At 71.5% G+C, this 25,475-nt stretch carries 25 protein-coding genes and 1 pseudogene; 14 read left to right on the forward strand and 12 right to left on the reverse strand.

Annotated elements, in window-relative coordinates:
- The first annotated feature begins 17 nt into the window (after nucleotides 1–17).
- The 3 genes from ABD211_RS10745 to ABD211_RS10755 all read left to right on the forward strand — a co-directional run bounded on the left by ABD211_RS10745 (nucleotide 18) and on the right by ABD211_RS10755 (nucleotide 2,065).
- Nucleotides 18–968 carry an NAD(P)-dependent alcohol dehydrogenase gene (locus ABD211_RS10745; protein WP_344128901.1) on the forward strand — a complete coding sequence of 317 codons (951 nt, stop codon included), beginning with the start codon at nucleotides 18–20 and terminating at the stop codon, nucleotides 966–968.
- 2 nt (nucleotides 969–970) lie between these two features.
- The gene (locus ABD211_RS10750; protein ID WP_344128903.1) at nucleotides 971–1,552 is read left to right on the forward strand and encodes a 3'-5' exonuclease family protein; all 582 of its coding nucleotides are present in this window, start codon (nucleotides 971–973) and stop codon (nucleotides 1,550–1,552) included.
- A 120-nt stretch (nucleotides 1,553–1,672) separates the two neighbouring features.
- Nucleotides 1,673–2,065, forward strand: coding sequence for an ASCH domain-containing protein (locus tag ABD211_RS10755; protein ID WP_344128905.1), 393 nt, complete (start codon nucleotides 1,673–1,675; stop codon nucleotides 2,063–2,065).
- Between the two features lie 110 nt (nucleotides 2,066–2,175).
- Here ABD211_RS10755 and ABD211_RS10760 read toward each other — a convergent pair whose 3' ends face one another.
- Complete coding sequence (locus ABD211_RS10760) at nucleotides 2,176–3,027, reverse strand: SMI1/KNR4 family protein (protein ID WP_344128907.1); 852 nt, start codon at nucleotides 3,025–3,027, stop codon at nucleotides 2,176–2,178.
- A gap of 38 nt (nucleotides 3,028–3,065) precedes the next feature.
- Between ABD211_RS10760 and ABD211_RS10765 the strand changes: the two genes are divergently transcribed.
- Complete coding sequence (locus tag ABD211_RS10765; RefSeq protein WP_344128909.1) at nucleotides 3,066–3,554, forward strand: glutathione peroxidase; 489 nt, start codon at nucleotides 3,066–3,068, stop codon at nucleotides 3,552–3,554.
- Here the strand turns inward: ABD211_RS10765 and ABD211_RS10770 are convergent.
- Nucleotides 3,541–4,575 (reverse strand): hypothetical protein, encoded by a 1,035-nt coding sequence (locus tag ABD211_RS10770; protein ID WP_344128911.1) that lies wholly within the window; start codon nucleotides 4,573–4,575, stop codon nucleotides 3,541–3,543. The two genes, ABD211_RS10765 and ABD211_RS10770, sit on opposite strands and share 14 nt — an antisense overlap.
- A gap of 80 nt (nucleotides 4,576–4,655) precedes the next feature.
- Between ABD211_RS10770 and ABD211_RS10775 the strand changes: the two genes are divergently transcribed.
- The gene (locus ABD211_RS10775) at nucleotides 4,656–5,507 is read left to right on the forward strand and encodes a hypothetical protein (RefSeq protein ID WP_344128913.1); all 852 of its coding nucleotides are present in this window, start codon (nucleotides 4,656–4,658) and stop codon (nucleotides 5,505–5,507) included.
- A gap of 34 nt (nucleotides 5,508–5,541) precedes the next feature.
- Here ABD211_RS10775 and ABD211_RS10780 read toward each other — a convergent pair whose 3' ends face one another.
- Both ABD211_RS10780 and ABD211_RS10785 read right to left on the reverse strand, forming a co-directional pair.
- Entirely contained in the window at nucleotides 5,542–7,641 is a 2,100-nt protein-coding gene (locus tag ABD211_RS10780) for a transglycosylase domain-containing protein (protein WP_344128914.1), read from the reverse strand.
- A 69-nt stretch (nucleotides 7,642–7,710) separates the two neighbouring features.
- Complete coding sequence (locus ABD211_RS10785) at nucleotides 7,711–8,397, reverse strand: TetR/AcrR family transcriptional regulator (protein ID WP_344128916.1); 687 nt, start codon at nucleotides 8,395–8,397, stop codon at nucleotides 7,711–7,713.
- 107 nt (nucleotides 8,398–8,504) lie between these two features.
- On the opposite strand from ABD211_RS10785, the gene ABD211_RS10790 reads away from it, so the two are divergent.
- Nucleotides 8,505–9,425 carry a Rossmann-fold NAD(P)-binding domain-containing protein gene (locus ABD211_RS10790; RefSeq protein ID WP_344128918.1) on the forward strand — a complete coding sequence of 307 codons (921 nt, stop codon included), beginning with the start codon at nucleotides 8,505–8,507 and terminating at the stop codon, nucleotides 9,423–9,425.
- A gap of 20 nt (nucleotides 9,426–9,445) precedes the next feature.
- On the opposite strand, the gene ABD211_RS10795 is transcribed toward ABD211_RS10790, so the two are convergent.
- The 5 genes from ABD211_RS10795 to ABD211_RS10815 form a co-directional block, all read right to left on the reverse strand.
- Entirely contained in the window at nucleotides 9,446–9,970 is a 525-nt protein-coding gene (locus ABD211_RS10795; protein ID WP_344128920.1) for a NifU family protein, read from the reverse strand.
- Nucleotides 9,971–9,974: 4 nt separating this feature from the next.
- Nucleotides 9,975–11,912, reverse strand: coding sequence for a ferrous iron transporter B (gene feoB / locus ABD211_RS10800; protein ID WP_344128922.1), 1,938 nt, complete (start codon nucleotides 11,910–11,912; stop codon nucleotides 9,975–9,977).
- Nucleotides 11,909–12,172 (reverse strand): FeoA family protein, encoded by a 264-nt coding sequence (locus ABD211_RS10805; RefSeq protein ID WP_344128924.1) that lies wholly within the window; start codon nucleotides 12,170–12,172, stop codon nucleotides 11,909–11,911. Before ABD211_RS10805 ends, feoB begins: the two co-directional genes overlap by 4 nt.
- Nucleotides 12,173–12,300: 128 nt before the next feature.
- Nucleotides 12,301–12,975 carry a response regulator transcription factor gene (locus ABD211_RS10810; RefSeq protein WP_344128926.1) on the reverse strand — a complete coding sequence of 225 codons (675 nt, stop codon included), beginning with the start codon at nucleotides 12,973–12,975 and terminating at the stop codon, nucleotides 12,301–12,303.
- A 120-nt stretch (nucleotides 12,976–13,095) separates the two neighbouring features.
- Nucleotides 13,096–14,061 (reverse strand): UbiA family prenyltransferase, encoded by a 966-nt coding sequence (locus ABD211_RS10815; protein ID WP_344128928.1) that lies wholly within the window; start codon nucleotides 14,059–14,061, stop codon nucleotides 13,096–13,098.
- A gap of 298 nt (nucleotides 14,062–14,359) precedes the next feature.
- On the opposite strand from ABD211_RS10815, the gene ABD211_RS10820 reads away from it, so the two are divergent.
- Both ABD211_RS10820 and ABD211_RS10825 read left to right on the forward strand, forming a co-directional pair.
- Nucleotides 14,360–15,358 (forward strand): lysylphosphatidylglycerol synthase domain-containing protein, encoded by a 999-nt coding sequence (locus tag ABD211_RS10820; protein WP_344128930.1) that lies wholly within the window; start codon nucleotides 14,360–14,362, stop codon nucleotides 15,356–15,358.
- Complete coding sequence (locus tag ABD211_RS10825) at nucleotides 15,355–16,422, forward strand: glycosyltransferase family 2 protein (RefSeq protein WP_344128932.1); 1,068 nt, start codon at nucleotides 15,355–15,357, stop codon at nucleotides 16,420–16,422. The genes ABD211_RS10820 and ABD211_RS10825 overlap by 4 nt, the downstream gene beginning before the upstream one ends.
- Nucleotides 16,423–16,513: 91 nt before the next feature.
- Here ABD211_RS10825 and ABD211_RS10830 read toward each other — a convergent pair whose 3' ends face one another.
- Nucleotides 16,514–16,867 (reverse strand): hypothetical protein, encoded by a 354-nt coding sequence (locus tag ABD211_RS10830; protein ID WP_344128934.1) that lies wholly within the window; start codon nucleotides 16,865–16,867, stop codon nucleotides 16,514–16,516.
- Nucleotides 16,868–17,147: 280 nt separating this feature from the next.
- On the opposite strand from ABD211_RS10830, the gene ABD211_RS10835 reads away from it, so the two are divergent.
- From ABD211_RS10835 to ABD211_RS10855, 5 genes are all read left to right on the forward strand, one after another.
- Entirely contained in the window at nucleotides 17,148–17,519 is a 372-nt protein-coding gene (locus tag ABD211_RS10835) for a cupin domain-containing protein (protein ID WP_344128936.1), read from the forward strand.
- A gap of 292 nt (nucleotides 17,520–17,811) precedes the next feature.
- Nucleotides 17,812–18,417, forward strand: a complete 606-nt coding sequence (locus ABD211_RS10840) for a YdeI/OmpD-associated family protein (protein ID WP_344128938.1) — start codon at nucleotides 17,812–17,814, stop codon at nucleotides 18,415–18,417.
- Nucleotides 18,418–18,542: 125 nt separating this feature from the next.
- Nucleotides 18,543–22,295: an ABC transporter ATP-binding protein gene (locus ABD211_RS10845; RefSeq protein ID WP_344128940.1), complete on the forward strand. Its 3,753-nt coding sequence runs from the start codon at nucleotides 18,543–18,545 to the stop codon at nucleotides 22,293–22,295.
- A 37-nt stretch (nucleotides 22,296–22,332) separates the two neighbouring features.
- On the forward strand, nucleotides 22,333–22,794 hold the full coding sequence (locus ABD211_RS10850) for a MarR family winged helix-turn-helix transcriptional regulator (protein ID WP_344128942.1): 462 nt from the start codon (nucleotides 22,333–22,335) through the stop codon (nucleotides 22,792–22,794).
- Between the two features lie 71 nt (nucleotides 22,795–22,865).
- The gene (locus ABD211_RS10855) at nucleotides 22,866–23,150 is read left to right on the forward strand and encodes a DUF3303 domain-containing protein (protein WP_344128944.1); all 285 of its coding nucleotides are present in this window, start codon (nucleotides 22,866–22,868) and stop codon (nucleotides 23,148–23,150) included.
- 55 nt (nucleotides 23,151–23,205) lie between these two features.
- On the opposite strand, the gene ABD211_RS10860 is transcribed toward ABD211_RS10855, so the two are convergent.
- Nucleotides 23,206–23,784, reverse strand: coding sequence for a DUF4262 domain-containing protein (locus ABD211_RS10860; RefSeq protein WP_344128946.1), 579 nt, complete (start codon nucleotides 23,782–23,784; stop codon nucleotides 23,206–23,208).
- A gap of 69 nt (nucleotides 23,785–23,853) precedes the next feature.
- Here ABD211_RS10860 and ABD211_RS10865 point away from each other — a divergent pair.
- A pseudogene (locus ABD211_RS10865) lies at nucleotides 23,854–24,173 on the forward strand (MerR family transcriptional regulator); the annotation flags it as partial.
- Between the two features lie 296 nt (nucleotides 24,174–24,469).
- Here ABD211_RS10865 and ABD211_RS10870 read toward each other — a convergent pair.
- A complete protein-coding gene (locus ABD211_RS10870; protein ID WP_344128947.1) occupies nucleotides 24,470–25,456 on the reverse strand; it encodes an aldo/keto reductase in 987 nt (328 codons plus the stop codon).
- Between the last annotated feature and the right edge of the window lie 19 nt (nucleotides 25,457–25,475).

Raw genomic sequence — 25,475 nt, forward strand, 5'->3', positions numbered from 1 at the left:
GGTCGAGGATGGACGCCATGAAGGCCGTCGTCTATACCCGGTACGGGCTCACCGACCAGCTCCGGCTGACCGACCTGCCGGTGCCGACGCCGCGCGCCGGCGAGGTCCGCGTCCGGGTGCGGGCCGTCTCGCTCAACCTCTCCGACTGGGAGGCCCTGCGGGGAAGCCCCGGGTACGCACGGCTCAACGGGCTTCGTCGGCCCCGGCGCCAGGTGCTCGGCTCGGACATCGCGGGCACGGTCGACGCGGTCGGCCCGGGGGTCACGCGGTTCGCCGCCGGCGACGACGTGTACGGCGACATCCTCAGCTACCTCGGCGGATTCGCCGAGTACGTGTGCGTACCCGAGAAGGTTCTTGAGCCGCTGCCGGAGGGCATGTCCCACGAGGAGGCGTCGGCGATCCCGCAGGCGGGCATGATCGCCCTGCAGGGCATCGTGGCCCGCGGGCGGGTGCGGGCCGGGGAGCGGGTGCTGATCAACGGCGCGGGCGGCGGCTCGGGCAGCTACGCCATCCAGCTCGCCAAGCTGTACGGAGCCGAGGTCACCGGCGTCGACAACGCCGGGAAGCTCGAGTTCATGCGCTCCATGGGCGCCGACCACGTCCTCGACTACCGCCAGACGGACTACACCGCCACGGGCGATCGCTACGACCTGATCCTGGACCTGGTCGCCTACCGGTCGGTGGCCGCGTGCGCCCGCGCCCTGGCGCCGGGCGGGCGCTACTTCATGGTGGGCGGGCCGGTGTCGACGCTGCTGCGGGTGCTCGTGTTCGGCCCGTTGCGCGGCCGGATCCGGGTGCTCGCCGTCCAGCTCGGTGCCCGGCACGTCGGGCCGCTCGTCGAGCTCATCCGGGACGGGAAGGTCGCCACGGTCATCGACCGACGGTTCCCGCTGGCCGAGGTGCCCGACGCGCTGCGCTACGTGGGCGAGGGGCACGCGAAGGGCAAGGTCGTCGTTACCATCGACTGACCATGGCGCGCCCCGAGATCTATGTCAGCACGGACGTCGAGGCCGACGGCCCGATCCCCGGCCCGCACTCGATGCTGAGCTTCGGCTCGGCGGCGTACACCGCGGGCGGCGAGCTGGTCGCGACGTTCAGCGCGAACCTCGCCACGCTGCCCGACGCGCGCGGCGACGACGCGACGATGGCGTGGTGGGCGACCCAGCCGGCGGCGTGGGCGGCGTGTCGCGCCGACCAGCAGGATCCCGCTGCCGCGATGGTCGCCTACCGCTCGTGGCTGGACCAGCTGCCCGGCAAACCCGTGTTCGTCGGCTATCCCGCCGCGTACGACTTCCTGTTCGTGTACTGGTACCTGATCCGGTTCGCGGGGGCGAGCCCGTTCTCCCACTCGGCGCTCGACATCAAGACGTACGCGATGGCGTTGCTCGGCACCGACTACCGGGCGACGACGAAGCGCCGGATGCCGCGCGCCTGGTTCGCGGATCTCCCGCACAGCCATGTCGCGCTAGACGACGCGATCGAACAGGGCGCCCTGTTCTGCGCGATGCTCGCGGCGAACCCGCGACGCCCTACGAACGGCGGAGCGAGCTGACGTCTGGACCGAGTTCCAGGCGGAACGTCGACCCTTACGTCCACGTCGTGTGAGCCGCCAATGGTGGACAGTTACGTGGGACCCGGGACCGCGGTAGCGGTCACCCGGGTACGGTGGATCGTGTGGCCTCGGGTTGACGGCCTTCGGGCACTTGAGCTGGGCAGTCCCGGCGAGATGCGCGAGCGGCTGAACGCGCTCGTTCTCGCGGGCGCGAAGCGGGCGACCGCCGGTCTCGCCCAGGAGTACGACGAGGAGGGCGAGGCGCTGGAGTTCGTCGGCGAGCGTCTCGCGCTGCTCGACAGCGCGGGGGAGCGGGTCGCCACCGTGGAGGTGACCGGGGTGACCACGCACCGCTTCGTCGACGTGCCGTGGGAGTTCGCGCTCGCGGAGGGCGAGGGCGACGAGTCGCTCGACGAATGGCGCGACGGTCACCGCCGCTACTGGCGCGACATCGAGGGCCGCCCGGTCACCGACGACAGTCCGGTCGTGTGCCTGCGCTTCCGTCTCGTGTAGTGCAACTGGACACCGCGAGCTCGGTGAAGTCGATCGTCTCGGCGGGCGCGGGCACGGGCACTCTCGGGCTCTGACCCGACGGCGGCCCGCCCCGCACCAGGGCGGGTCCGTCACGTCCAGACCGGCTCGCCCCGGTGCGTGGTGGTCCGGGTCACCGTGCAGCCCATGTCGCGCGCGGCGGCGAAGATGACGCTGCGGGCCGCCGCCGCGTCCGCGGGCGGGAACGCGACGCGGATCTGGTGGCCGTACGCGGTCTCGTAGGTGACCTGCCAGTCGCGGTCGATGGCCTTGAAGTGGTCCTGGCGCGAGTCGTCGCCCTCGTCCTCGTCGACGAAGCTGCCCCGGTCGGCGGTCGGGGCGAGCGCCGCGCGCAGGATGCGCAGCCGCTCCGCGTAGGGGACGGCGCTGTCGGAGAGGCGCACGTACACGTGCTCGCGGTCGCGGTGCGCGTCGAACCACGGCGTCCGCGGCGGCTCGTCCAGGCCGTCGATGACCCGGCTGCCGCTGAAGTGGCCGTGCAGCAGGTCAACCGCGCCGACCTCGTAGCGCTCCTTGTGGTAGAGGTAGTCGAAGACGACGACGGGCCAGCTGTCGGGCTCGCCCCCGGTCAGCCAGCACAACGCGATGCCGGTGCCGGTGCCGGCCCACTCGAGCAGGCCACCCGGCTCCGGGAACAGCGGAAACGGGACGGCGTCGGGATTCTTCGCCCGCGACTCGCCGAGGAGCTGGTGCAGCCGGCCGGCGTGCCACAGCAGGTCGGCATGCTCGGACACCGCCGCCGCGAACGGCGTGAGCAGGTTGATGTCGTCGAACCCACCCAGGCCGTACGCGGCGACGAGCGCGCGGTAGTCGGCGGGCAGCGACAGCCCGAGCGTCGCCTCCACGGCGGCCCAGTCGCCGTCGGCGTGCACGGGGGCGGCCGGCGGCGGGATCAGCCGTGTCAGGTCATCGATCGTCGCCATGGTCGAAGATCGTAGCGGGTGGGGCGTAGGCTGCCGATATGACGATCTACGACGTGCCGATCGGGGCCCTGCGGGGCGGCTCGGCGGACCTCGCCCAGTACGCGGGCCGGACGCTGCTGGTGGTCAATGTGGCGTCCCGGTGCGGGCTCACCCCGCAGTACGCGGGCCTGCAGAAGCTGGCGGACGACTACGCCGACCGGGGCCTGGTGGTCCTGGGCGTGCCGTGCAACCAGTTCGCCGGCCAGGAGCCCGGCACCGCCGACGAGATCGTCGAGTTCTGCGAGGTCAACTACGGGGTGACGTTCCCGCTCACGGAGAAGGTCGAGGTGAACGGCCCGGGCCGGCACGAGCTGTACGCCCGGCTCACCGCCACGCCGGACGCGGCGGGCGAGGCGGGCGACGTGCAGTGGAACTTCGAGAAGTTCCTCGTCGCGCCCGACGGCTCGGTGCAACGGTTCCGGCCCCGCGTCGCGCCCGACGCGCCCGAGCTGGTCGAGGCGGTCGAGGCCGCCGTCAGTAGCAGCTGACCACGGCGCGCAGGGCGCTGTCGCCGGTCCAGTTGGTGGTGATCGTGCCGTCGGCCGCGATCGTCGCCACCAGCGGCGTCTGCCGGATCAGGCAGGTCTGCGCGAACGCGGCCGTCCAGTTCCCGCCGGCCGGGGCGCCCCGGCCGGTCAGCCGCACCTCGCCGGGCACGGTGACCTGCCCGAACAGGCCGGAGCCACCGGACATGACCCCGGGCAGGTTCACCTCCGGGCGCCGGACGATCGTCGCGCGGACGCCGGTCGCCTTGTCGGATCGCACGACCCCGCCGGGCACCCGGTAGTAGTCCCCGAGCGGCGTGAACCCGCAACCGCGCGCGGCCGCGCAGCCGTCGAAGAAGATGTCCGACAGCGCCTGGTAGGAACGGTTGCCGGCTGCGGTTACCCGCACCTCCACGACGTACGGCCGCCGCGTGTGCTGACCGGGCAGGGCGACCAGCGGCGGCGCGGCCACGGTGACGGCCCCGTTGGCCGCCGCGTAGGGCTGGTAGATCCCGGGGAACAGCAGGTACGGGTGCTTGCCGCGCGGCCGGGTGAACCCGTTGATCTCGATGTAGCCCAGCGCCGAGTCCGCGAACGTGACCTCGTGGAACGGGTTCTCGATCCGCCAGTCGCCGCCGTCGCGCACGACCGTGAACCGGCCCTCACCCGACCGTGCGACCGTCGGGTGGTCGGCGTCGTCCAGGAGCGTCACGCGCACGACCACCGGGCTCTCCCGCGACGTGCTCTCCGCCTCGAGGCTGCCGACGCGCCAGCCGCCGCGCAGCGTCGCGGCGTCGAGGAGCCCGGCCTGCTCGCCGGTCGGCAGGCCGTCGACGTTCGCCGCCCGCAACGCGGCGTCGAGGCGGCCCTCGCGGAGCGCGGACAGGTAGTCGCGCACCATGTCGACGGGTTCGTCGCCGCGCGTGACCACCAGCACCCCGACGACCGCGACGAGGACGGCGCAGACGCCCGCACCCAACGCGTACCACCGTCGGCGTCGGGGCCGTTGCGCCGGCTGTGCCATTCGTCGTCCCCCGTCCGCCGCCGATCGTGGCGACATGAGGCTACGCCCTACTATCAAGGACCGCGGGGGAGGAGCCGACGGTGAACGCACGCTACGGGTGGACGGTCGCCGGGGTGGTCGCCGTGCTGATCGCGGCCGTGGCCCTGGCCGTGTCGGCCGTCCGCGACGGCGGCCACGTCATACCGACCGGGGCGCCGACCCTTGCCGCGCCGAGCACCGCGGCGCCGACCACGCTGCCGGCGCCGAGCGACCGGGCGTCCGACGGCGGCGGGCTGCGGATCGTCGAGCACGGCTTCACCCAGCTGTCGATCACGGCCACGCTGACCCTCACGCCCGGCTACGGCCCCGGCAGACCCGAGCCGTACACGCCGGTCCACTCCGCGTTCATCGTCGAGAACACCAGCCGCGACCAGGTCGCGCTGTCACCCACGATCGTCGTGCGTTACCTCGACCGCGCGGGAAAGGCCATTGTGGAGTACGCCGCGGAGACCGCCGACAAGCGGCTCACCGCCGAGGTGCTCCGTCCCGGGCAGCGGGTCGGCATCGTGGACTACTTCAACATCTCCGGTCGTAAGGTCGCGCGGGTGGAGGTCCGCGCGGTCGGCGCGGTGTGGCTCGATCCGGCCGACCCGCGGGCGTCCGGGTCCACGATCACGGCGGACGGCGTCAGCCTGATCCGCACCGGCGTGCCCGAAGCCTCCATCGTCGCGTTCACGGCCCACAGCGCGTATCCGGCGACGGTGTCGGCGGTCGCCAATGCCGTCTACCGCGACCGGGCCGGGAAGATCCTCGGGGGCAGCCACAACAGCTACCTCTACCGCCAGTACTTCCCGCCGGGCGACGCGCGCGGTTCGATCACCGTGACGGACTGGCTGCCCGCCGACCTGGACCCGGCGCGTACCGAGGTCTTCTTCTCCCAGGTCCTCGGCTGACGGTCGGGGCGCGCGGCGCGCCCCGACCGTGGCGCTACTTCGGCGCCGGGGTGTTGCCCGCCGCCTGGTCGCCGAGGAAGACCGGCTGCCCGAACGGCTTGTGCGTCAGGTGCAGGGCGTCCGTGGCCCGCACGACGAACTCGCGGAAGATGGGCCCCGGGATGGTGCCCCCGTAGATCAGCGCGCCGTTCTTGAGCCGCAGCGGCTGCTCCTTGCCCGTGTTGCCGGTCCACACCGCCACCGCGAGGTTGCGGGTGTAGCCGACCGCCCACGCGTGCGCGTTGTCGACCGGGCTGGCGGCGTACTGCCAGGTGCCCAGGGCGAGCGCGGCGTCCTGCCCGTCGGGCAGGGGCTGCTTGAGGGCGTAGGCGAGGTCGTTGAGCGCGTTGTCGCTGAGGATGCGGTTGGCCCCCGCGTCCGGCAGCTTCTCCGCGTGGACGACCGCGCCGACCTTCGTCACCTGCTTCACGAAGTGCGCCTCGGCCCGCACGCCCTGCGCGAACGTCGCCATGGCGTTGGCCTGGTCCAACACGGTGACCGGGTACTGCCCGATGCCCACCTCGGTGCCGAACGTCGTCAGGTCGGCGCCGGCGTCGCGGAGGTCGACGCGCTTGCGCTCGTCGCCCGTGTAGCTCCACATGTCCCGGATGCCGGCGTTGCGGGCCATGTCGATCACGTTCTTGGCGCCGAGCTGTTCGGTGAGGCCGAAGAACGGGACCGTGAGTTGGGCCTTCGTCGCCTCCAGCAGCGTGCAGGTCGGCTGGCAGGCCGCCGAGGAGCGGTTGCGGACGGGCCGGGTGGCGTCGCGTCCGCTCGCGGGGAAGGTCTTGATCTTGTCGGCGGACCAGTACGACTTCAGGGAGATGCCGTTTCTCAGCGCGGTCGCCAGGCCGTAGACGTGGGCGGTGGAGCCCGGCGGGTGCGCGCCGTAGCCCGTCGGCTCGCCCTGGGCGTCGTAGTACCAGCTGGCGAAGTCGGCGCCCATGCCGTTGTGGCCGCCGTAGTAGGCGAGCACCCGACCCGTGCCGGGCTCGATGGCCACGACGGCGGCCTGCAGGGTCTTGGGCTGCCCGTACAACAGCGAGCCCCGCCGGGTCTCGTCGGCGAGGCTGAGCGCGATGTCCTCGGCGGCCGCGTCGATCGTCGTGACGATCTTGAAGCCGCCGTTCTCGATGAATCCGGGCTCCTTGCCCTTGAACTCGGGCAGCTGCCGCAGCTCGGCCAGCACCTGTTGGACGATCAGTCCGGTCGGCTCGTCGAGCCCGCTGCCCGTCGCTGGTGTCTCGGGCGACCACTTCACGAACACCGTGGGGTACGTGAGCTTCGCCGTCTCGTCCGCCGGGAGCTTCTTGAGGGGGGCCTCGCTGAGGCCGGCGCGGATGAAGTTCCACCGGTCCTTGGCGGTGTCGAGGTTGACCGACGGGTCGAACGCCCCGTCGCCGGGGGACTTGATGACCCCCGCGAGGACCATCGCCTCCGGCAGCGTCAGCGACTTCGCCGACTTGGCGAAGTACGCGTACGCGGCCGCCTCGATGCCGTACGCGCCGCGGCCGAAGTAGACGGTGTTCAGGTACATGTCCATGATCTGCTGCTTGCTGTACTCGTCGTCGAACTTCCACGCCATGACGGCCACGTCGGGGCCGGTCGCGCCGGTGATGTCGGCGGCGATGCGGGCGTACTGCATGGTGATGGTGGACGCACCCGGGCCGTCATTGCTGCCGACGACGCCCCGCACAAGGCCCTTGAAGTCCACGCCCGGGTTCGTCTCGAACGTGCGGTCCTCGGCGGACATCACGGCCCACGCGACGTACGGCGGTAGCTTGGTCGTGTCGATGATGGTGCGGTTCTGCTGACCGAGCCGGGCCATCACCGTCTTCCCGTCGGAGTAGTAGACGACGGTGGACTCCCGCAGGGTGATCGCATTGGGCGTCGGCACCGACGAGACGTAGACCGCGCCGGCCGCGGCGGCCAGGCCCAGGATGGCGACCAGCACTCCGAAGGTGAGGAGCAGTTTGCGCCGCCGTCGACGCGGCGGCTTCCCGTCCGTGGCGGCCGGCTCCGGCGTGGCAGCGGCCGCTGGCGTGTCGGCGGCCTCCGGATTCTCGGCGCTGTCCGGGCTCTCGGCTGTTTCCATCGGTGACCCTTCCCCGATCTGGACACGAGCCGCCCATTATGTCGATCCCGGGCCGATCGCGCGCGTCCGTCAGAGCCCGAGCAACTGCTCACCCACCGCGGTCATCTGGTGGGCGAAGTACTCCCGCCTCGCGTTGACCACGTTGTTGAGCTGCCCGAACAGCTCGAAACTCACCGCACCGAAAAGATGGATCCAGGCGTACGACCCACCGAGCAGCACATGATCGGGAATCTCGACGCCGAGCCTGGCCCGCAGGGAGGCGAAGTCGGCCGCCAGGGCGGCCGGCACGTCGCCCGCGAACGGGACGCGGGCAGTGCTCCCGCTATCCAGCGCGATCCCGATGAGGACCAACGGCGTGCGCTGCGCGGCCCGGACGGTGTCGACCGGCGCGGCGTAGCCGGGCACCGGACTGCCGAAGATCAAGGCGTACTCGGCCGGCTCGGCGAGCGCCCAGTCGCGCACGGCATGGCAGCAGGCTAGCCACCGCCCGCGCGCGTCGGCCCGGTCGGTCACCGACGCGTCGGCCCGCTCGACCGCCTCGCCCAGCGCGTCGTACGCATCGATGATCAACGCGGTGAGCAGCTCGTCCCGGCTGGCGTAGTAGCGGTAGAGCGCCGAGGACACCATGCCCATGTCGCGGGCCACCGCGCGCAGTGACAGGTTGGCGCCGTCGGTGGCGAGATGCCGGCGGGCGACCGCCTTGATCTCGGCAAGCATCTCGGCGCGTACCCGGGCGCGGATGGATCCAGCAGGCATGACGGGAGTATCGCACACAACCGAGAGCACTGCTCTTGCGTCGACCGACCCTGGCGTGTAACCATTGCTCCAGATAGAGAGCAGTGCTCTCGAATTGGGAGGAAACCATGAACCTGCACGTCATCGTCGGTGCCGGCGCCGTCGGCAGCACCGCCGCCCAGTTGCTCGCCGAGCGTGGCGACCGTGTCCGCATGGTCACCCGCAGCGGCTCCGGTCCGTCGCACCCGGCGATCGAGCTTGTCGCCGCCGACGCGACCGACGCGGACCGGCTCGCCGCGCTCGCCGAGGGCGCCGTCGCGCTCTACAACTGCGCGAACCCGCTCTACCACCGCTGGCTCACCGATTGGCCGCCGCTCGCGTCGTCCCTGCTCGCGGCCGCCACCCGCAGCGGCGCCGCCCTGGTCACCATGGGCAACCTGTACGGGCACGGCCCCGTCGACGAGGTGATGACCGCACACACCCCGTTGGCCGCGACGCACCCGAAGCTGCGGCTGCGTGCCGACATGTGGCGTGACGCGCTGGCCCGTCACGAGGCGGGGCAGATCCGGGCGGTCGAGGTGCGGGCCAGCGACTTCCTGGAGGCCCGGTCCGTCTTCAGCGAGGCCCTCGGCAACCCGTTGCTCGCCGGTCGGCGCGGCTACGTGCCGGCGCCGCTGGACGTGCCGCACACCTTCACCTCGACCACCGACGCGGCCCGCACCCTGGTCGCCGTCGCCACCGATGAGCGGGCGTTCGGCCGGGCGTGGCTGGTGCCGAGCAACCCGGCCCTGACCGTCCGCCAGCTCGCCGACCGCTTCGTCGCCGTCAACGGCGCCCCGAAGGCGCGACTGACCGAGATCCCGCACCTGGCGGTGCGCGCGATCGGCCTCTTCGCCCCGTTCATCCGCGAGCTGGAAACGACCCGCTACCAGTTCACGTCCCCGTACATCATGGACGCGACCGAGACGACGGACGTCTTCGCCCTGCACCCCACCCCGCTGGACGACGTCCTCCGCGCCACCGCCGCCCGCCTGCGCGCCGCGGCCTGACGCCGGCCCGCCGGTCCCGGTTACCCACGAGCTTCCCGCACCTCATGCAGCGACGGGATCATCCGTCGCAACTGGCGGTCCAGTCGCTCACGCAGGGTGGCGCGGGCAGCGGGGCAGCCGTGGCAGGCGCCGCCGAGTCGTACGGTCACGACGCCGTCGCGGACGTCGACCAGGTCGATGACGCCACCGTGGGATCGGGCGAACCTACCGGCCGCGCCGGCGAGCAGCGCGCCCGCCGCCGCGGCGAGTGCCGCGTCGGAGGTGGCGGCTGCCGCCGGGTGCCAGCCGGCTGGGTCGTCGAGGGCGGCGTGCAGGGCGGTTCTGACGCGCGGCCCGTCGACCGCCCACGACCGGCCCGGCCCGAGCCGGGTCAGGACGGCTGCCGGCTCCGCCGCGACCTCGACCAGCGTGCCGTCGGCGACGAGGGCGTCCAGCGGCGACGGGCAGGCCGCGAGCGGGCCGACGCACGGCAGCCACCCGGCGGGGATGACCCAACGCACCCGGTCCGGTTGGTCGGGGCAGGGCTGCGGATGGATGGGGACCATCGCGTCACCCGCCCAGCGCGATGACGGCCATCCGGGCCAGGTAGGCCATGAGCCACGCGAGCCCGTTCAGGTAGCCGAAGGCGATCAGGGGCCACTTCCACGTACCCGTCTCCCGGCGCAGCACCGCGACCGTCGACATGCACTGCAGCGCGTACACGAAGTACACCAGCAGTGCCGCCAGGGTGGGCGGGGTGAACAGCCGCCGGCCGTCCGCGTCGGTCATCGCCCGCAGGGCGTCGTCCGGGTGCTCGGGGTCGTTGGCGGCGGCGACCTGACCGAGCGTGGCGACGAACGTCTCCCGGGCCGACTGCGCCGACAGCACGCCGATGTTGATCCGCCAGTCGAAGCCGAGCGGGTCGAACACGGGGGAGACCAGCCGGCCCAGGCCGGCGGCGACACTGTGGTCAACCGTGTAGGCGGCCACGGCCGCCGGATCGCCGGCGTCCACCCCGGCCGCGCCCAGATGGTGGGCCGAGTGCACCGGCAGGTTCAGCAGCAACCACAGGGCGAAGGACGTCGCCACGATGATGGTTGAACACTTACGCAGGAACGACCGCGCGGAGTCCCACACCATCAGCAGCACCGACCGGGGCCGGGGCAGCCGGTACGGCGGCATCTCCATGTAGAACGGCAGCGCCAGCCCGCGCCGGTCGCCGAGCCGTTTGAACGCCCAGGCGGCCAGCATCGCCGACACGGCGCCGAGCAGGTAGAGGCCGAACATCACCAGACCCTGGGCGCCGAACGGGCCGACCCTGGCGGACGGGTCGACCAGCAGGCCGATCATCAGCACGTACACCGGCAGCCGTGCCGAGCAGGTCATCAGGGGAGCGGCCATCATCGTGGCCACCCGGTCCTTGGCCGACGGCAGCGTGCGGGTGGCCATGATGCCGGGCACGGCGCAGGCGAACGAGGACAGCAGGGCCACGAAGGCACGTCCCTCCAAGCCGACGCCCGCCATGACCCGGTCCATGACGAACGCCGCGCGGGCGAGGTAGCCCACGCCCTCCAGCAGCGCGATGAGCAGGAACAGCAGCACGATCTGGGGCAGGAAGACCAGGACCCCGCCGATCCCGCCGATGACGGCCTCGCCCAGCAGGCGCGCCAGCCACGGCTCCGGCACGTGCGCGACGACCAGCCCGGACAGCCGTCCCAGCAGGTTCTCGATCTGGTCCTGCGCCGGTGCCGCGACGGTGAACACCGTCTGGAAGAACAGCACCATGACCGCCAGGAACACCAGGCTGCCCCACAGCGGATGCAGCAGTACCGCGTCCACCCGCTGCGTGACGCGGTGCGGCTGCGGTGGGTGGTATCCGGCGAAACCCAGGACCGACTCGGCCCACGCGTCGCGTTCGGCCGCCTCGGTGGGCGGCGCGATCGTGGGTACGGGCCAGTGGTCCCAGCCCGTCAACGTCTCCCGCAGTTCGGCGATGCCCTGACCCCGGTTGCCGATCACCGCGACCACCGGCACGCCGAGCGCCTGCCCCAGCGCGGCCACGTCCAGGCGACCCTGCCGTCGGCTCAGTTCGTCCATGAACGTGACCACCACGCAGGTCGGCAGTCCCCGGGCCAGCAGTTGCGCGACCAGGCCCAGCGAGCGGCGCAGGGTGGTGGCGTCGACCGCCACCAGCAGCGCGTCGGGGCGCGCCACCCCGTCCAGCCGGCCATCGAGGACGTCGACCAGGATCCGTTCGTCCGCGCTGATCGGGTCCAGGCTGTAGGTGCCCGGGAGGTCCTCGATGACGTACCGGTCGGCGCCGACCCGGCAGGTCCCCACGAACCGGGAGACCGTCACGCCGGGATAGTTGCCGGTCTTCGCGTGCAGGCCGGTCAGCGCGTTGAAGATGCTGGTCTTGCCCGCGTTGGGACTGCCGACCAGGGCCAGCCGGGGCGCCCGGGCCGGCGTGACGGTAGCCGCGCCACCGGTGTGGCAGGCCGCGGTCACCGGTCCGCTCCCGTCACCTGCACGCAGGCCGCCTGCGCCCGCCGCAGGCACACCTCGTAGTCCTTCACCCGGTAGACGACGGGGTCGCCGAGCGGCGCCCGGCGCACCACCGCCACCGGTGTGCCGGGGGAGAATCCCAGGTCCACCATCCGGCCGGCGATCGATGCGACCGCGGCCACGACCCGGACCACCCGGCCCTGCTCACCGGGCGCCAGGTCGGCCAACGCGCGGTCGGAACTGTTCTGCGGACCCGTTGTCATCGCACCTCACCACGCCGCTGGGGCCAGCCCGCCCCGTTCGTTGAAAGTGAGGCTAGCCTTAGCTAACGATGCGGCAGACGGGTCTTTCGGCCCCCGATCACGGTGACCTTCGGCGGACTCCGTCGCGGTCAGCCGGCGGGGGCGTCCTCGTCGGGGTCTATCAGGCGGCGGGCCGTCGCTTTACGGATCGCGTCCACGCGGGAGACCGCCTGGAGTTTCGCGTACACATTGGTCAGGTGCCGCTTCACGGTCGCCTGGGTGATGTGCAGGCGGCTGGCGATCTGCGCGTTGCTGAACGCGAGCGCGGTGAGCTTGAGGACCTGCAGCTCCCGCTCCGTGAGCGGGTTGTCGGCCTCGGGGCGGGTGCGCTGGGCGTCCAGCCGGGAGACCGTCTGGCGCGAGATCGACAGCAGCACCGTCTCGGGCTCGCGGGCCACCGAGCGGACCGCGGCCACGAGCTCGTCGCGCAGGATCGTTTTCACCAGGTACGCCGCGGCGCCGCTGCCGAGCAGCTCGTGCACCACGTCGGCGTCGTCGTGCATGGTCAGCACGATCACCTGGGTCTGCGGGCAGACCCGGCGCACCTCGCGGATGACGGGGCCCGCGCCCGGGCCGGGCATCTCCACGTCGAGGAGCAGCACGTCCGGCTGGTGCTCGGTGGCCATCGCCACCGCCGCGGGGCCGTTGGACGCCTCGCCGACGACCTCGAGGCCGCTGTCGGTGGAGAGCATCTCCCGCACGCCCTGCCGGAAGAGGGTGTGGTCGTCGGCGAGGGCGACCCGGATGCGCCGCGACAACGTCACGTGCGGACCGCCAGTCGACGGCCCGCACGTGGGCGGATCTGCATGGGTTGCCTCCCCGGCGGACCATGTCACGTCTGAGGGGCCAACTCTAGCAACGGTCGTCACTGTGTCCGTCGGCCGTTACGCGACGCACTGGGCGAGTACGAGCCCGTGCACCGCGTACTGCGACACCATGAACGCCCGGTACGGGCGGCGCAGCGCGGCCCGTGTCGTGCCGGCGACCGGCGCGATCAGCAGCGCCGCCACGACGCCGCCGCCCGCGGTCAACGCGACGCCCGCCGGCAGCAGGACCGGCGCGAACGCCAGGGACGCGGCCAGCAGCGTCACGCCGACACCGATCGCGAGCACGCCCATGAGCTGCCGTGCGGCGTGGTCGCCGAGCAGGATCGGCAGGGTGCGCCGCCCGGCCGCCCGGTCACCGGCCACATCGGACAGGTCCTTGGTCGTACCGGCAAGGCTCATCCAGAACGACATCGCGAGGCCCAGTACCACGAGCGGCAGCCAGATCCCGGCCGGCGCGGCGGGCAGGCCCACCGACAGGGCGCCGGCCAGGTAGGTGAGCACGCCGCCCGCGGTGACGACGGCGACGAAGCCCGCCATGTTCGCCTTCTGCGGGCGCGGGCCGGAGGAGTAGAGCCAGCCGACGCCGAGCATGGCGGCCACCACGACCACCATCGGCCAGGAGTGGGCGGCGGCCAGCGCGACCCCGGCCACCGCGAGCCCGCCCGCGATGCGGCGCGCCGCGGTCAGCGGGAGCCGCCCCGCGGCGAGCGGGCGGGCCGAGCCGTTGCGGCGGTCCTCCGGCAGGTCGTTGATGCCGTTGAGCAGGTAGATGTTCCAGGTGACGCACAGCCAGGCGAGCGCCGCGAGCGGGACCCGGGCGAGCGCGCCGGCGGTCACGTCGGCGTCGGTGGCGACGGCCAGGCCGCCCGCGGCCAGTGCCGCGGCGGTGAGGAAGCGCAGCTGGAACATCAGCTGGACGACCGGCCGGGCCTCGCGCCAGCTCAGGGACAGGCAGCCCCACCACCGGTTGAGGTCGGGCAGGGTGAAGGTCGGGCTGCTCGTCGGCTGGTACGTGATGCTCATGGGGGTGGGCTCCCATCGTCCGTGGTGCCGGGTCGTCGTGTGTTGAGCGACATCATTCGACGCGGACCACCCCGGGTACCTCGCCCATAGATGGCAGTCGTTGCCACACCTTGGTCGTACGACGTGGCGGCCCCCGGGCGCGGGTGGGCGGACGGGTCCTACGACCCACGTCGTAGTCGGTCCTACGACCTCGGTACACGATTCGCGCCGCCTCCTTGTCGCTACCTGTGCTGGTCGCGGCCTCGTTCGTACGGTCGATGTCGATACGAACTCCTACGCCGTCACGGGGTGAGCGCAGATGACCGAGACCATCCGCCCAACGGAGCAGAGCCGCCCGTCGTGGTGGCGCCGCGTCCTCACGGTCGCGTTCGCCGCCGCCATCGTGGCCGGCATCGTGCTGACCGTCCGCTCGGTGCCGCCGCAGGCGTTGGACCTCCTGCTGCGCCCCGCGAGCGTGCCCGTACTCATCGCGGCGATCGCGACGAACGCCGGGGGGGTACTGCTCGTCTGGGTGTCCTGGCGGTGCCTGCTCGGCAGCGTCGCCGGCCGGCCCGGGTTCGTGCCCGAGGCGAAGATCTTCTTCATCAGCTTCCTGAGCAAGTACCTGCCCGGACGCGTCTGGTCGGTGCTGGCCCAGGTGGACATCGGCCGCCGGGCCGGGCTCGGCACCGGCCAGGTCATGACGGTGTTCCTGCTCAGCCTCGTCGTCGGCCTGATCACCGGCGGCACCGTCGGCCTCGTCGTCGCGCCCGCCGTCCTCGGCCCGCAGGCCGTGTGGCTGCTCGCCCTCGTGTCCCTCGTGGTCGTCGGGTACGTCCGCCCCGACCTCGGCTACCGCGCCTGCGCCTGGGCGGCGCGGCGCGTCCGCCGGCCGCTGCCGGACCGCGCCCCCGACCCGCGCACCACCCGCCGCGCCCTGACCATCTCGCTCGCCAGCTGGGTGCTCGGCGGCCTGCATCTGTGGCTCATCGCGGTGCTGCTCGGCGCCGACCCCCTGCGCGCGCTGCCCGTGTGCGTGGGCGGGTTCGCGTTCGCCGCCACCGCGGGCATGCTCGTGATCTTCCTGCCGGACGGCTGGGGCGCGCGCGACGTGCTGCTCGGCCTCGTCCTCGCCACCGTGCTCCCGCTGCCCGCCGCGACGCTCGCGGCCGTGGCGAGCCGCCTCGTCTGCGTCGCCAGCGAGGTGCTGCTCGGCGGAGCGGTGCTCCTGATCGCCGCGACGCGGCGGACCACTCCCAGGACCCGCGCGGACAACCCCGTCCGCGTGCGCCACCACCTCGCATTGGAGGAATCGTGACCCAACACCGACCGACCGTGACGGTCATCGTGCCCGCGTACAACGCGGTCGCCACCCTCGACGCCTGCCTGACCGCGATCCGGGCCCAGACGTACCCGGTGACCGAGGTGATCGTCGTGGACGACCGCAGCACCGACGCCACCGCCGAGCTGGCCGCCGGCTACTCCGCCACGGTGCTGCGCCAGCCCGTCAACGCCGGCCCGTCGGCCGCCCGCAACGCGGGCGCGGCGGCGGCCACCGGGGAACTGCTGTGCTACGTGGACGCCGACATCGCGCTCGCGCCCGACGCCCTCGAACAGGGCGTGGCCGTCCTGGCCGAGGACCCGTCGGTCGGCCTGGTGCACGGCATCTACGACACCGAGCCGCTCGTCGACGACGGCCCGGTGGAGCGGTACAAGACCCTGCACAACCACCACTGGCGCGTGCGCGCCGTCGGCGAGGTCCGCACGGCCCTGTTCGCACTCGCGGTGGTCCGCCGCGACGTGCTGCTGGCCGCCGGGGGGTTCGACGAGACGCTGCGCGACGGCGAGGACATCGAGATCAGCGGCCGGCTCGCCCGCCGCTGCCGGATCATCCTCACCGACCGGATGATGGGCCGGCACGACGACGCGGCCACGCTGCGCGCCGTGCTGAGCGAGCAGTTCCGCCGCTCGCGTCAGCTCGTGCCGATGGCGGTCGCGGAGCGCAAGCGGGCCGGCACAGGGGCGGCAAAGGCCGGGAGCCGGGCGCCGAACCTGACCGCCCACCGCCCGGCCTCGCTCGCGGCCACCGCCCTGGCCGTCGCTACTCTGCCGGCCGTCGCGGTGTCCCCGTGGCTCGCGGCCGTCCCGGCGGCGGCCCTGGTCGCGTCGTTCGCGGCCGACCCGGGGCTGGTGAAGCTGGTCCGCCAGGAGCGCGGGCTGGTCTTCCTCGGCTTCTTCGCCGTCGTGCACGTCCTCGTGCAGGTGACGCTGCTCGCCGCGGCGGCCACGGGCGCGGTGGCCTGGCTGCTGCGCCGGCGCCCGGCGGAGTCGTGGCGCAAGCCGGTCGCGGTACCCGCGCCCTATGGCCTTTACGGCCGCTAACCGATTGATCTCAGAGTCATATGAAATGTTGAGACGGCACGCTACCCGGACTGGGTGGCGTGCCGTCTCAACTGGCGGCGTACACGCAGAACTAGGGAAGATCGGCGATGCCTGGCAGCGGCGACCAAGCGGGCGTAGACCGTGATGCCATGAGCCATGAAGCCGCCGGCTGCGTCCGCGCCCAACGGGCCGCGGCCTCGAAGTCACCTTCGAATTTTGCTATGCCGACCGTACAGCCATCGGCGTCCGGCTGCTCATACTCGTCGATCCACTCAGCAGTCCAGACAATCTGGCGGTTGACATCGCGGCTCTCGCAAACGTAAACGGTTCCATGCCCCTTGCGGGGCAGGCCGAACCGCTGTTCCGGTGCGATCACGGCACGCTGCCCGTCCTGGGCAAGGTAGTACGCGCCTTTTCTTCTGCGCCCGCCGGACACGACTGCCACCCGATCCATCCGTATTCTTCCGGCCCAGGCTACCGTGCCTTCATATCCGGTGTAGCCCGTCGAGCCGAAACAGTTGACCAGCGAACCCGCGGCATAGATAGAGCTGCTGCTCCAGGTTTGTAGTCCGTCACCTCATGTAGCGGTATGGCTCGCCACCGACCGATCAGCAGTCGCCCACGACGTTGACGCCACGGAGCTGGCTCCGATCGACCGATGGCCGGCACGGGAGATGGCCGTAGCGTCTGTAGCAAGTGGACGGAACGCCGAGCGAGGAGTGACTGTGGAAGCAGCCAAGGTCAGGACCTTCGAGACCCCTGACGAGCTACGAACCCCGCCGCTCGCGTCGGTCGCCATCGTCTCCATCGACGGGGTGAAGGTGGCACGCCTTACCTTTGAACCCGGCTGGCGGTGGTCACAGTCCATCCGGCCCATCGTCAACACGGAGACGTGTCAGGTTCGCCACCTCGGCGTCCTCGCATCCGGCACGCTGCACGTGGCTACCGCCGACGGCGCCGAGTACGACATCACCTCGGGCGCCGCCTACGTCATCGAGCCCGGCCATGACGCGTGGGTGCTGGGCCAGGTCCCGGTCGTCGCGTACGAGTTCGACGCCCCGGTCGCAACCGCCTCTGCCGCCACGCCGGCAGCCTGAGTCACGCCGACATCGCGGGCCCGGCGCTGGCCGTGTCGGTCCTGACAGCGGCCGGGGCGTACTGGCGCAACCGCCGCGAGTCACGCACCGCCAACCTGACCGCGTACCTCCATTGGAGCCGCGAGAAGTGCAACGGCCGGCACGAGAAACTGGTTCCCCCGCGTCGGGGTCAGACCGACCGCCAGGTCGTTGGTCGGATGCGGCACCTGCTCGGTGAACTCGCGTCAGGCCAGCGGTCCGACTTGCCAACAGACAGGGGCTGCGGCCACGTGGCATCGGTTAGCCTGCCGTCATGGCGAGCGCCGAGCTGGATGAGTTGATCGTCGCGGACGCCGGGGCGCTGCGCGCGTGGTTGTCGGCCAACCACGCCACGTCGCCCGGCGTCTGGCTGGCCCTGACCAAGAAGGGCGGCACGGTCACCACACTGACCTGGCAGCAGGCGGTCGACGAGGCCCTGTGCTTCGGCTGGATCGACGGGCAGGCCCGGAAGCGGGATCAGGAGTCCTCGTGGATCCGGTTCACCCCTCGTAGACCCCGCAGCGCCTGGTCACAACGCAACGTCGCCAACGTCGCCCGGCTGGAGGCGCAGGGGCTGATGCTGCCCTCGGGCCGCGCCGCGGTGGACGCCGCGAAAGCGGACGGGCGGTGGGCGGCGGCCTACGCCCCGCCGTCGGAAGCCGAGGCGCCGGCCGACCTCCTCGCCGCCATCGCCGCCGTCCCGGCCGCGCAGGCCATGTTCGACGTACTCACCAAGGCCAACCGGTTCGCACTCATCTACCGGGTCAATGCCGTCAAACGGGCGCAGACCCGCGAGCGGAAGATCGGCGAGCTCGTCGCCATGCTGGCCCGCCACGAGACGTTCTACCCGCAGAAGGCCAAGCCGCTGAGCTCGCCGTAACCGGCATCGGAGCACAAGACCGCGTTGTGACAACGGTTCCGGCCTGTCCGCCGGAGGCGCCGCCGGCCCTCCAGGTATATGCTTGCCGACAGGCATCTAATCGCGGCGGAATGTGGTGGTCGGGCGTGAACGGCACTGGTCGGGGCGCATTGCGGATGCTGCGCCCGAGGTTGGGGCGGCGGAACGTGCGCCTGATCCGCGTAGGCATCGCCCTGGCGATCCTCGGACAGGCCCTGTTGGCGACGTTGCCGTTGATCCAGCAGGTCATCATCGACGACACCATCCTCGAACAGCGGCGGTCGCTGGCGTTGTGGGGCACGCTTCTCGTGCTCGCGGGTGTGGTCTGCTTCGTGGTGCAGTACATACGTCGGTCGATCGGCAGCAGGGCTGCGGCGCGCGTACAACGGGATCTTCAGATCCAGGTACACCATCACCTGCAGTACCTCGACGAGTCGGGGCGGGACCGGTTTCGCGTTGGCGACGTGATGTCGCGGGCGACGTCGGACCTCACGCTGATCCAGATGTTCCTGCACCAGATCCCCATCGCCTACGCGAACGTCACGCTGCTGGTCGTCGCGCTCGGCGTCATGTTGTGGCTGTCACCGCTGCTGGCGTTGGTGATGGCGGTGTCGGTGCCGCTGTTCCTGATCGTCGCCACGCGGTTTCGCACGCGCTCGTTCCCCGCGAGCTGGACGGACCAGATCTACAAGGGCGCCGTGGCGGGGGTGGTCGAGGAGGCCGTCACCGGCGTGCGGATCGTCAAGGCGTTCGGGCAGGAGCGGCAGGAGCAGGAGTCCCTCCACGCGGCTGCCCGGACGCTGTTCCAGTCCAGGCTCCGCGCCGGCCGGATCACGGCCGGCTTCGGCGCGGCGCTGGACGCGTTCCCGGGACTGACCCAGCTGGCCATCCTGGGGTTCGGCGGCTGGCTGGTGATGCATGACACGGTGACGCTGGGGGTCTTCCTGGCGTTCTCCACCTATGTGCTGCAGCTGGTGACGCCGGTGCGGTTCCTGTCCAGCATCCTGACGACGAGCCAGCAGGCGCGGGCCGGTGCCGCGCGGATCGTGGAGCTGCTCTCGGCCGAGTCGTTCGTCAAGGAGAGTCCGGCGGCGACCGCGCTCACCGACCCCGACGGAACGATCGAACTTGACGGCGTCGACTTCGCCTATCCCGGTGGCGATGCCGTACTCAAGGACATCAACCTGCGCATCGGGAAGGGGGAGCGGGTCGCGATCGTCGGCGCGTCCGGATCCGGCAAGTCGACGCTGGCGCTGCTGCTGGCCCGGTTCCACGACCCGACCGCGGGCATTGTTCGCGTCGACGGGCGCGACATCCGCGACTACACGCTCACCTCGCTGCGCTCCGCCGTGGGCATCGTGTTCGAGGAGGGCTTCCTGTTCTCCACCACGATCCGCGACAACGTCGCCTTCGGTCGGCCGGACGCCTCCGACAACGAGGTCGAGCGCGCCGCCGTGGCGGCCCATGCGCACGGCTTCATCGCCGGCCTACCCGACGGGTACGGGACCGTTGTCGGCGAGCGCGGCTACACCCTGTCCGGAGGGCAGCGCCAGCGCCTCGCCCTGGCCAGGGCCGCCCTCACCAACCCGCGGGTGCTGATCCTCGACGACGCGACCTCCGCGATCGACGCCCGCACCGAGCACGCGATCCACCGGTCGTTCGAGGAGGTCCTTGCCCAGCGGACGACGGTGCTGATCGCCAAGCGGCACTCGACGCTGCAACTCGCCGACCGGGTCATCGTGCTGGACCGCGGACGCGTCGTCGACCAGGGCACGACCGAGGAGCTGCTGGAGCGTTCGGAACTGTTCCGGGAGCTGCTGACCGGGCCCGACGCCGAGGACACCGCGCCGCCGGCCGACCCCGTCGAGCGGATCGACGCCAAGGCGTGGCCGACCGACGTCTCCCGCGACGGCGCACCCAAGGTCAGCAGCATGTCCGGCGACGCGGTCGCGCGCTCGGTGGCCAGCACGGGCGGCGGCATGGGTCATGGCGGGGACTCGTCCCGGCTGGCCAGCGTGGCCACGGTGTCACCGAAGCTGCTGGCGGACGTCGAGCGGCTGCCACCACTGGCCGGCGACCCGGCCGTCGACCTCGACGCGGCGATGGCGCCGCACCACGACTTCAGCATGCGGGAGGTCTTCCGCCCGTTCGCCCGCCCGCTGCTGCTCGCCGCGGGGCTGGTCATGCTCGACGCGATCACCGGGCTGGCCGCCCCGACGCTGATCCGCTTCGGCGTCGACCACGGTGTGCTGCGTGACTCGCAGCGCGTACTCACCCTGGTGTGTGTCGTACTGCTCGTCCTGCAGGTCGGCATCTGGGCCAACCAGCGCCTGATGACCTTCCACACCCAGCGCACCGCGGAACGCATGCTGTTCGCCCTGCGCGTGCGCACCTTCGCGCACCTGCAGCGCCTGTCGCTGAACTACTACGAGCAGCATCAGGCCGGCAAGATCATGACTCGGATGACCTCGGACGTGGAGGCGTTCGCGCAGCTGCTGCAGCAAGGACTCCTCACGGCCGTCGTGAGCATCCTCAGCATGGTCGGCATCGCGATCGTGCTGGCGGTGTTCAACCCCGCCCTCACGCTGGCCGTCTCGGTCGTGCTCGTGCCGCTGGTGGCGACGACGTGGCTGTTCCAGCGCGCGTCGGGCCGGTCCTACATCGTCGCCCGCCACCGGATCGCGCTTCTCTACGCGTACGTGCAGGAGAGCCTTTCCGGGGTCACGGTCAGCCAGGCCTACAGCCAGCAGCCGGCGAACGAGGCGCGCTTCGCGGCACTGGCCGAGTCGTACTTCCAGGCGCGGGCGCGCTCGTTGGAACTCATGGCCCGGTACCTGCCGTTCCTGCAGTTGCTCAGCACCGTGGCCAAGGCCATCGCGCTGGCCGCCGGCGCCCAGCAGATCGCGGACGGGTCGCTCAGCGCCGGCCTGCTGATCGCGTTCCTGCTCTACCTCGACCAGTTCTTCGCACCGGTCCAGCAGCTGTCAACGGTCTTCGACCAGTGGCTGCAGGCGAAGGTGGCCGTCGGTCAGCTTCGTGAGCTGCTGCAGACCACGAGCAGCACGCCGCAGGCCGCGGACCCGGTCACCCCGGGCCGACTGCGCGGCGCGATCGAGCTGCGCGACGTCAGTTTCGCCTACGAGAGCACCGGCCTGGTCGCGATGGACCGGGTCAGCCTGTCCATTCCGCCCGGGCAGGTCGTCGCTCTCGTGGGCACGACCGGCGCGGGCAAGTCGACGCTGGTCAAGCTGGTGGCCCGGTTCCACGACGCCACCTCCGGCACGATCCTGATCGACGGCGTCCCGCTGCGCGCGCTGGACCTGGCGGCGTACCGGCACCAGCTCGGGTTCGTCCCGCAGGAGCCGTTCCTGTTCTCCGGAACCATCCGGACCAACATCGCCTACGGCCGCCCGTCCGCCACGGACCTGGAGGTCGAGCGGGCCGCGCGCGCGGTCGGCGCGCACGAGTTCATCACCGGGCTCCCGCAGGGCTACCACACCCCCGTCAGCGAGCAGGGCCGGTCGCTGTCCGCCGGCCAGCGCCAACTGCTGAGCCTGGCGAGGGCGCTGCTGGTCGATCCGGCGATCCTGCTGTTGGACGAGGCGACCGCCAACCTCGACCTGGCGACGGAGGCGCGGGTCCAGCGTGCCATGGGTCTGGTGGCCAGCGGCCGCACCACCCTGCTCATCGCACACCGCCTGCAGACCGCCCGCGCGTCGCACCGGATCCTCGTGGTAGACAACGGGACGATTGTCGAGGACGGGTCCCATGATGAGCTTGTCGCCCGCGGTGGCCGTTACGCCGCGCTGTGGGCGGCGACCGCTCAGCAGCCCGCCCTCAGCGTCGCCGACCGCGCCTGACAGGGGCGTCGATCATGTAGCCGAAGGAGGTGGGCACATGCCCGCACCGTTCACGGATGACGATGTGAACCGGCTTCGGATCGCCATGGGCCGGACTGTCCGTGAGCTGGACCGACGCACCAACGTAGAGGAGATCACCCGGGCGCAGCTGACCGTCCTGGCCACGATCGCACGGGAGAAACGGATCGGGCTCGCCGAACTCGCGGAGTACGAGGGCATCAATCCGACGATGCTGTCGCGGGTGGTGGGCAAACTGGAGCAGCTCGGCTTTGTCCGCCGGACCACCGACGATGTGGACCGGCGGGTGGCCCACGTCGAGATCACGGCGGCCGGGGTCCGCCGGTGGGACAAGAACCGCAAGATCCGTACGAGGGTGCTCGCCGGCATTCTCGCCGAGCTGTCCGAAGCCGACGCCAAGGCGCTGATGGCGGCGCTTCCGGCGCTGGAGGCGCTGGCCGACATCACCCGGGTCCAGCGGGGCCACCGACCCGGCCCGTGACGGCCACGAGGGAGTCACCTACCGCCTGCGCGAGAACGGCGACGTCGAACTGCTGCATCATTGTTCGTAGCATGACCGCCATGCTTTTCATGGTGGTGGAGCGTTTCCGTGACGGCGGCGCGGGCGCTGTGTATGAGCGGGCACGTGAGCGCGGACGGATGATGCCCGACGGGCTGCGCTATGTCGACAGCTGGGTCGAAGCCAACTTGAGTCGATGCTTTCAGCTCATGGAGTGCGACGATCTGAGCTTGCTGATGACCTGGATCGGCCGATGGGGCGATCTGATCGACTTCGAGGTCGTGCCCGTGGTGACGAGCAGTGAAGCCGCCGCGGTCGTCAATGCTGTGAGCGAGTAGGTACCACGCCGATGATCAGAACGGCGGCTTCGGAAAGCGGACGCGTGCGCCGGTCCTATGCCGTCGGCGCTTCCGTCCACATGCTGCGTGGGTGCTCGTTCATCGGCAGCCACAGCGCCGGCTGGGCGTCATCCGCATCGCGCTCGCGCTCCGGGTCGCCCGGGTAGCGGCCGGACGTGTCGGGCCACAGGAGTTGCACCACCGGGAACGGTGGGCGCTGGTAGTAGTCGATGGCAGCGCCGAACAACGCTTCGTACCAACTGTCGTGCACCGGAGCCAAGCGGAGGTCGTACTCGTCGACGACGCCCATCAATGTAAGGTCTGGTGTCAGCGTGAGCCCGTCACGGACAAATTGTCCAACGGTGTTCACGATGACCATGGCGCGCTGCTGGGGGACGCCGAGTAGGCAGACCTCGACGCTGCCGTAGCTGTGCCAGAGGCCGATGGAGTAGGCCCAGTCGGGCAAGGTTGTGCCCAGGACGCCGGTGACGCCCCATCCGTACTCACGGACCAGTCGGGCGTTGCGGCGTTCGCGATCGGGCCAAGACCGTTCGGCCGACCGCCACCATCGACGCGGCTCGCCATCGCCCTCACAGAGCAGGCAGTGACACTCGCGGCTGAGCAGGTCGGGCATCGGCGAATCGTACTGGGACCGTCGAGGCGGTGTTGACCCTGACACCGTGTCAGGCCGCACGATGAGGCGGTGTTCAGCATCGGAGATTTCGCAGCACTCGGCCGCGTGCCGGTGCGTATGCTGCGCCACTACGACGCGATCGGCCTGATGCGGCCCGCCGCCACGGATCCGGCCAGCGGGTACCGCTACTACCGAGCCGACCAGTTGCGCCGGCTCAACCGGATCGTCGCTCTGAAGGATCTGGGCTCACGCTCGCGCAGGTCGCCGACATCGTCGATGACAAGGTCACCGTCGAGGAGCTGCACGGCATGCTCCGGCTGCGGCGCGCACAACTGGAGGAGCAGCTCAGCGCCGATGCCGCCCGGCTGGCGGGGATCGAGGCGCGGCTGCCATGGCGGCTATCGCAACTGATGATGGCGTCGCCCACGCGGCGTCCGCGGCCGGCGCGGAACTGCCGGACCCGCCGCGAACTTCCCGGCTCCGGTTGGCCAGGTGGCGTGTCAGCCCCCGCTGCTGCCTCCATCGATGTGGCGTAGCACAGTGTCGAGCAGGTCGGCAGCCAGTGCCGCCGCGGTCTACGCTGGCAGGTCCTCGACGCTGGCCACGAAGCAGTTCTATCAGAGCCGCCCAGCTGCCCGCTGCGCACACGGGAGGGGCGGCTCTCGCCGCCCCTCCCGTGCTGCGGTCAGACGCTGACGCGCTGTCCGGCGTCGATGCCCTGGCCGGCGGCGTCCAGGCGGGCCCGGGTCTCGTCGTCCAGGGTCAGCTCGACCGCGCCGAGCGACTCCTCCAGCTGGGCGACGTTGCTCGCGCCGATGATCGGGATGACCGGGACCTCGCCGCCCATGAGCCACGCGAGGACGACCTGGTTGGGCGTGGCGCCGAGCTCCGCGGCCACCGCCTTCAGCTCGGCGAGCCGCACGGCGTTCGACGGGTGGTCGTAGGTGAGCGGCAGCTCGACGTCCGAGCGCTGGTAGGCGCCCTTGAGCAGCGGCGTGTACGCCATCACCGTGATGTCGTTCTCGGCCGCGTAGTCGAGCAGCTCGTCGCTGGCCTGGTCGGTCTGGCGGGGCAGCTGCCGCGTCCACAGGTACGTGTACTTCTGCTGCACCGCCGTGAACCCGGGCCGGCCCGCCGCCCGCGCCAGGGAGCGGGCCTGCTCGAGCCGCCACGCCGCGATGTTGGACGCGCCCAGGGCGCGGGCCCTGCCCGACTCGGCGATCTCGGCGAGCGCGTCGACGCGCTCCTCCAGCGGGGCCGACCGGTCGTCCCAGTGGGCGTAGAGCAGGTCGACGTGGTCGACGTCGAAGCGCCGCAGGCTCTTCTCGAACGCCGCCCGGATGGTGTCGCCGCGCAGGCCCTCGAAGAAGTCCGGCCAGGGCTTCTCCGGGTCGGTCGTCTGGGCACCCAGCTTGGTCGCGAGCACGACCTCGTCGCGGACGCCGCGCGAGCGCACCCAGCGGCCGATGACCTCCTCGCTCTCGCCGCCCTTGCCGAGCCACTGGTTGTAGCAGTCGGCGCTGTCGAGGAACGTGCCGCCCGCCGCGTGGAAGCGGTCGAGCAGGTCGAACGCGACTTTCTCCTCGGTGTACGTGCCGAAGTACATCGTGCCCAGGGCCAGGGCGCTGACCGTGATGCCGCCCTGCGGGCCGGCGATGACTCGCTGCTGCATGTTTCTCCCCAACTCTCCG

The sequence above is a fragment of the Luedemannella flava genome, from assembly GCF_039528515.1.
Taxonomy (GTDB): Bacteria; Actinomycetota; Actinomycetes; order Mycobacteriales; family Micromonosporaceae; genus Luedemannella; species Luedemannella flava.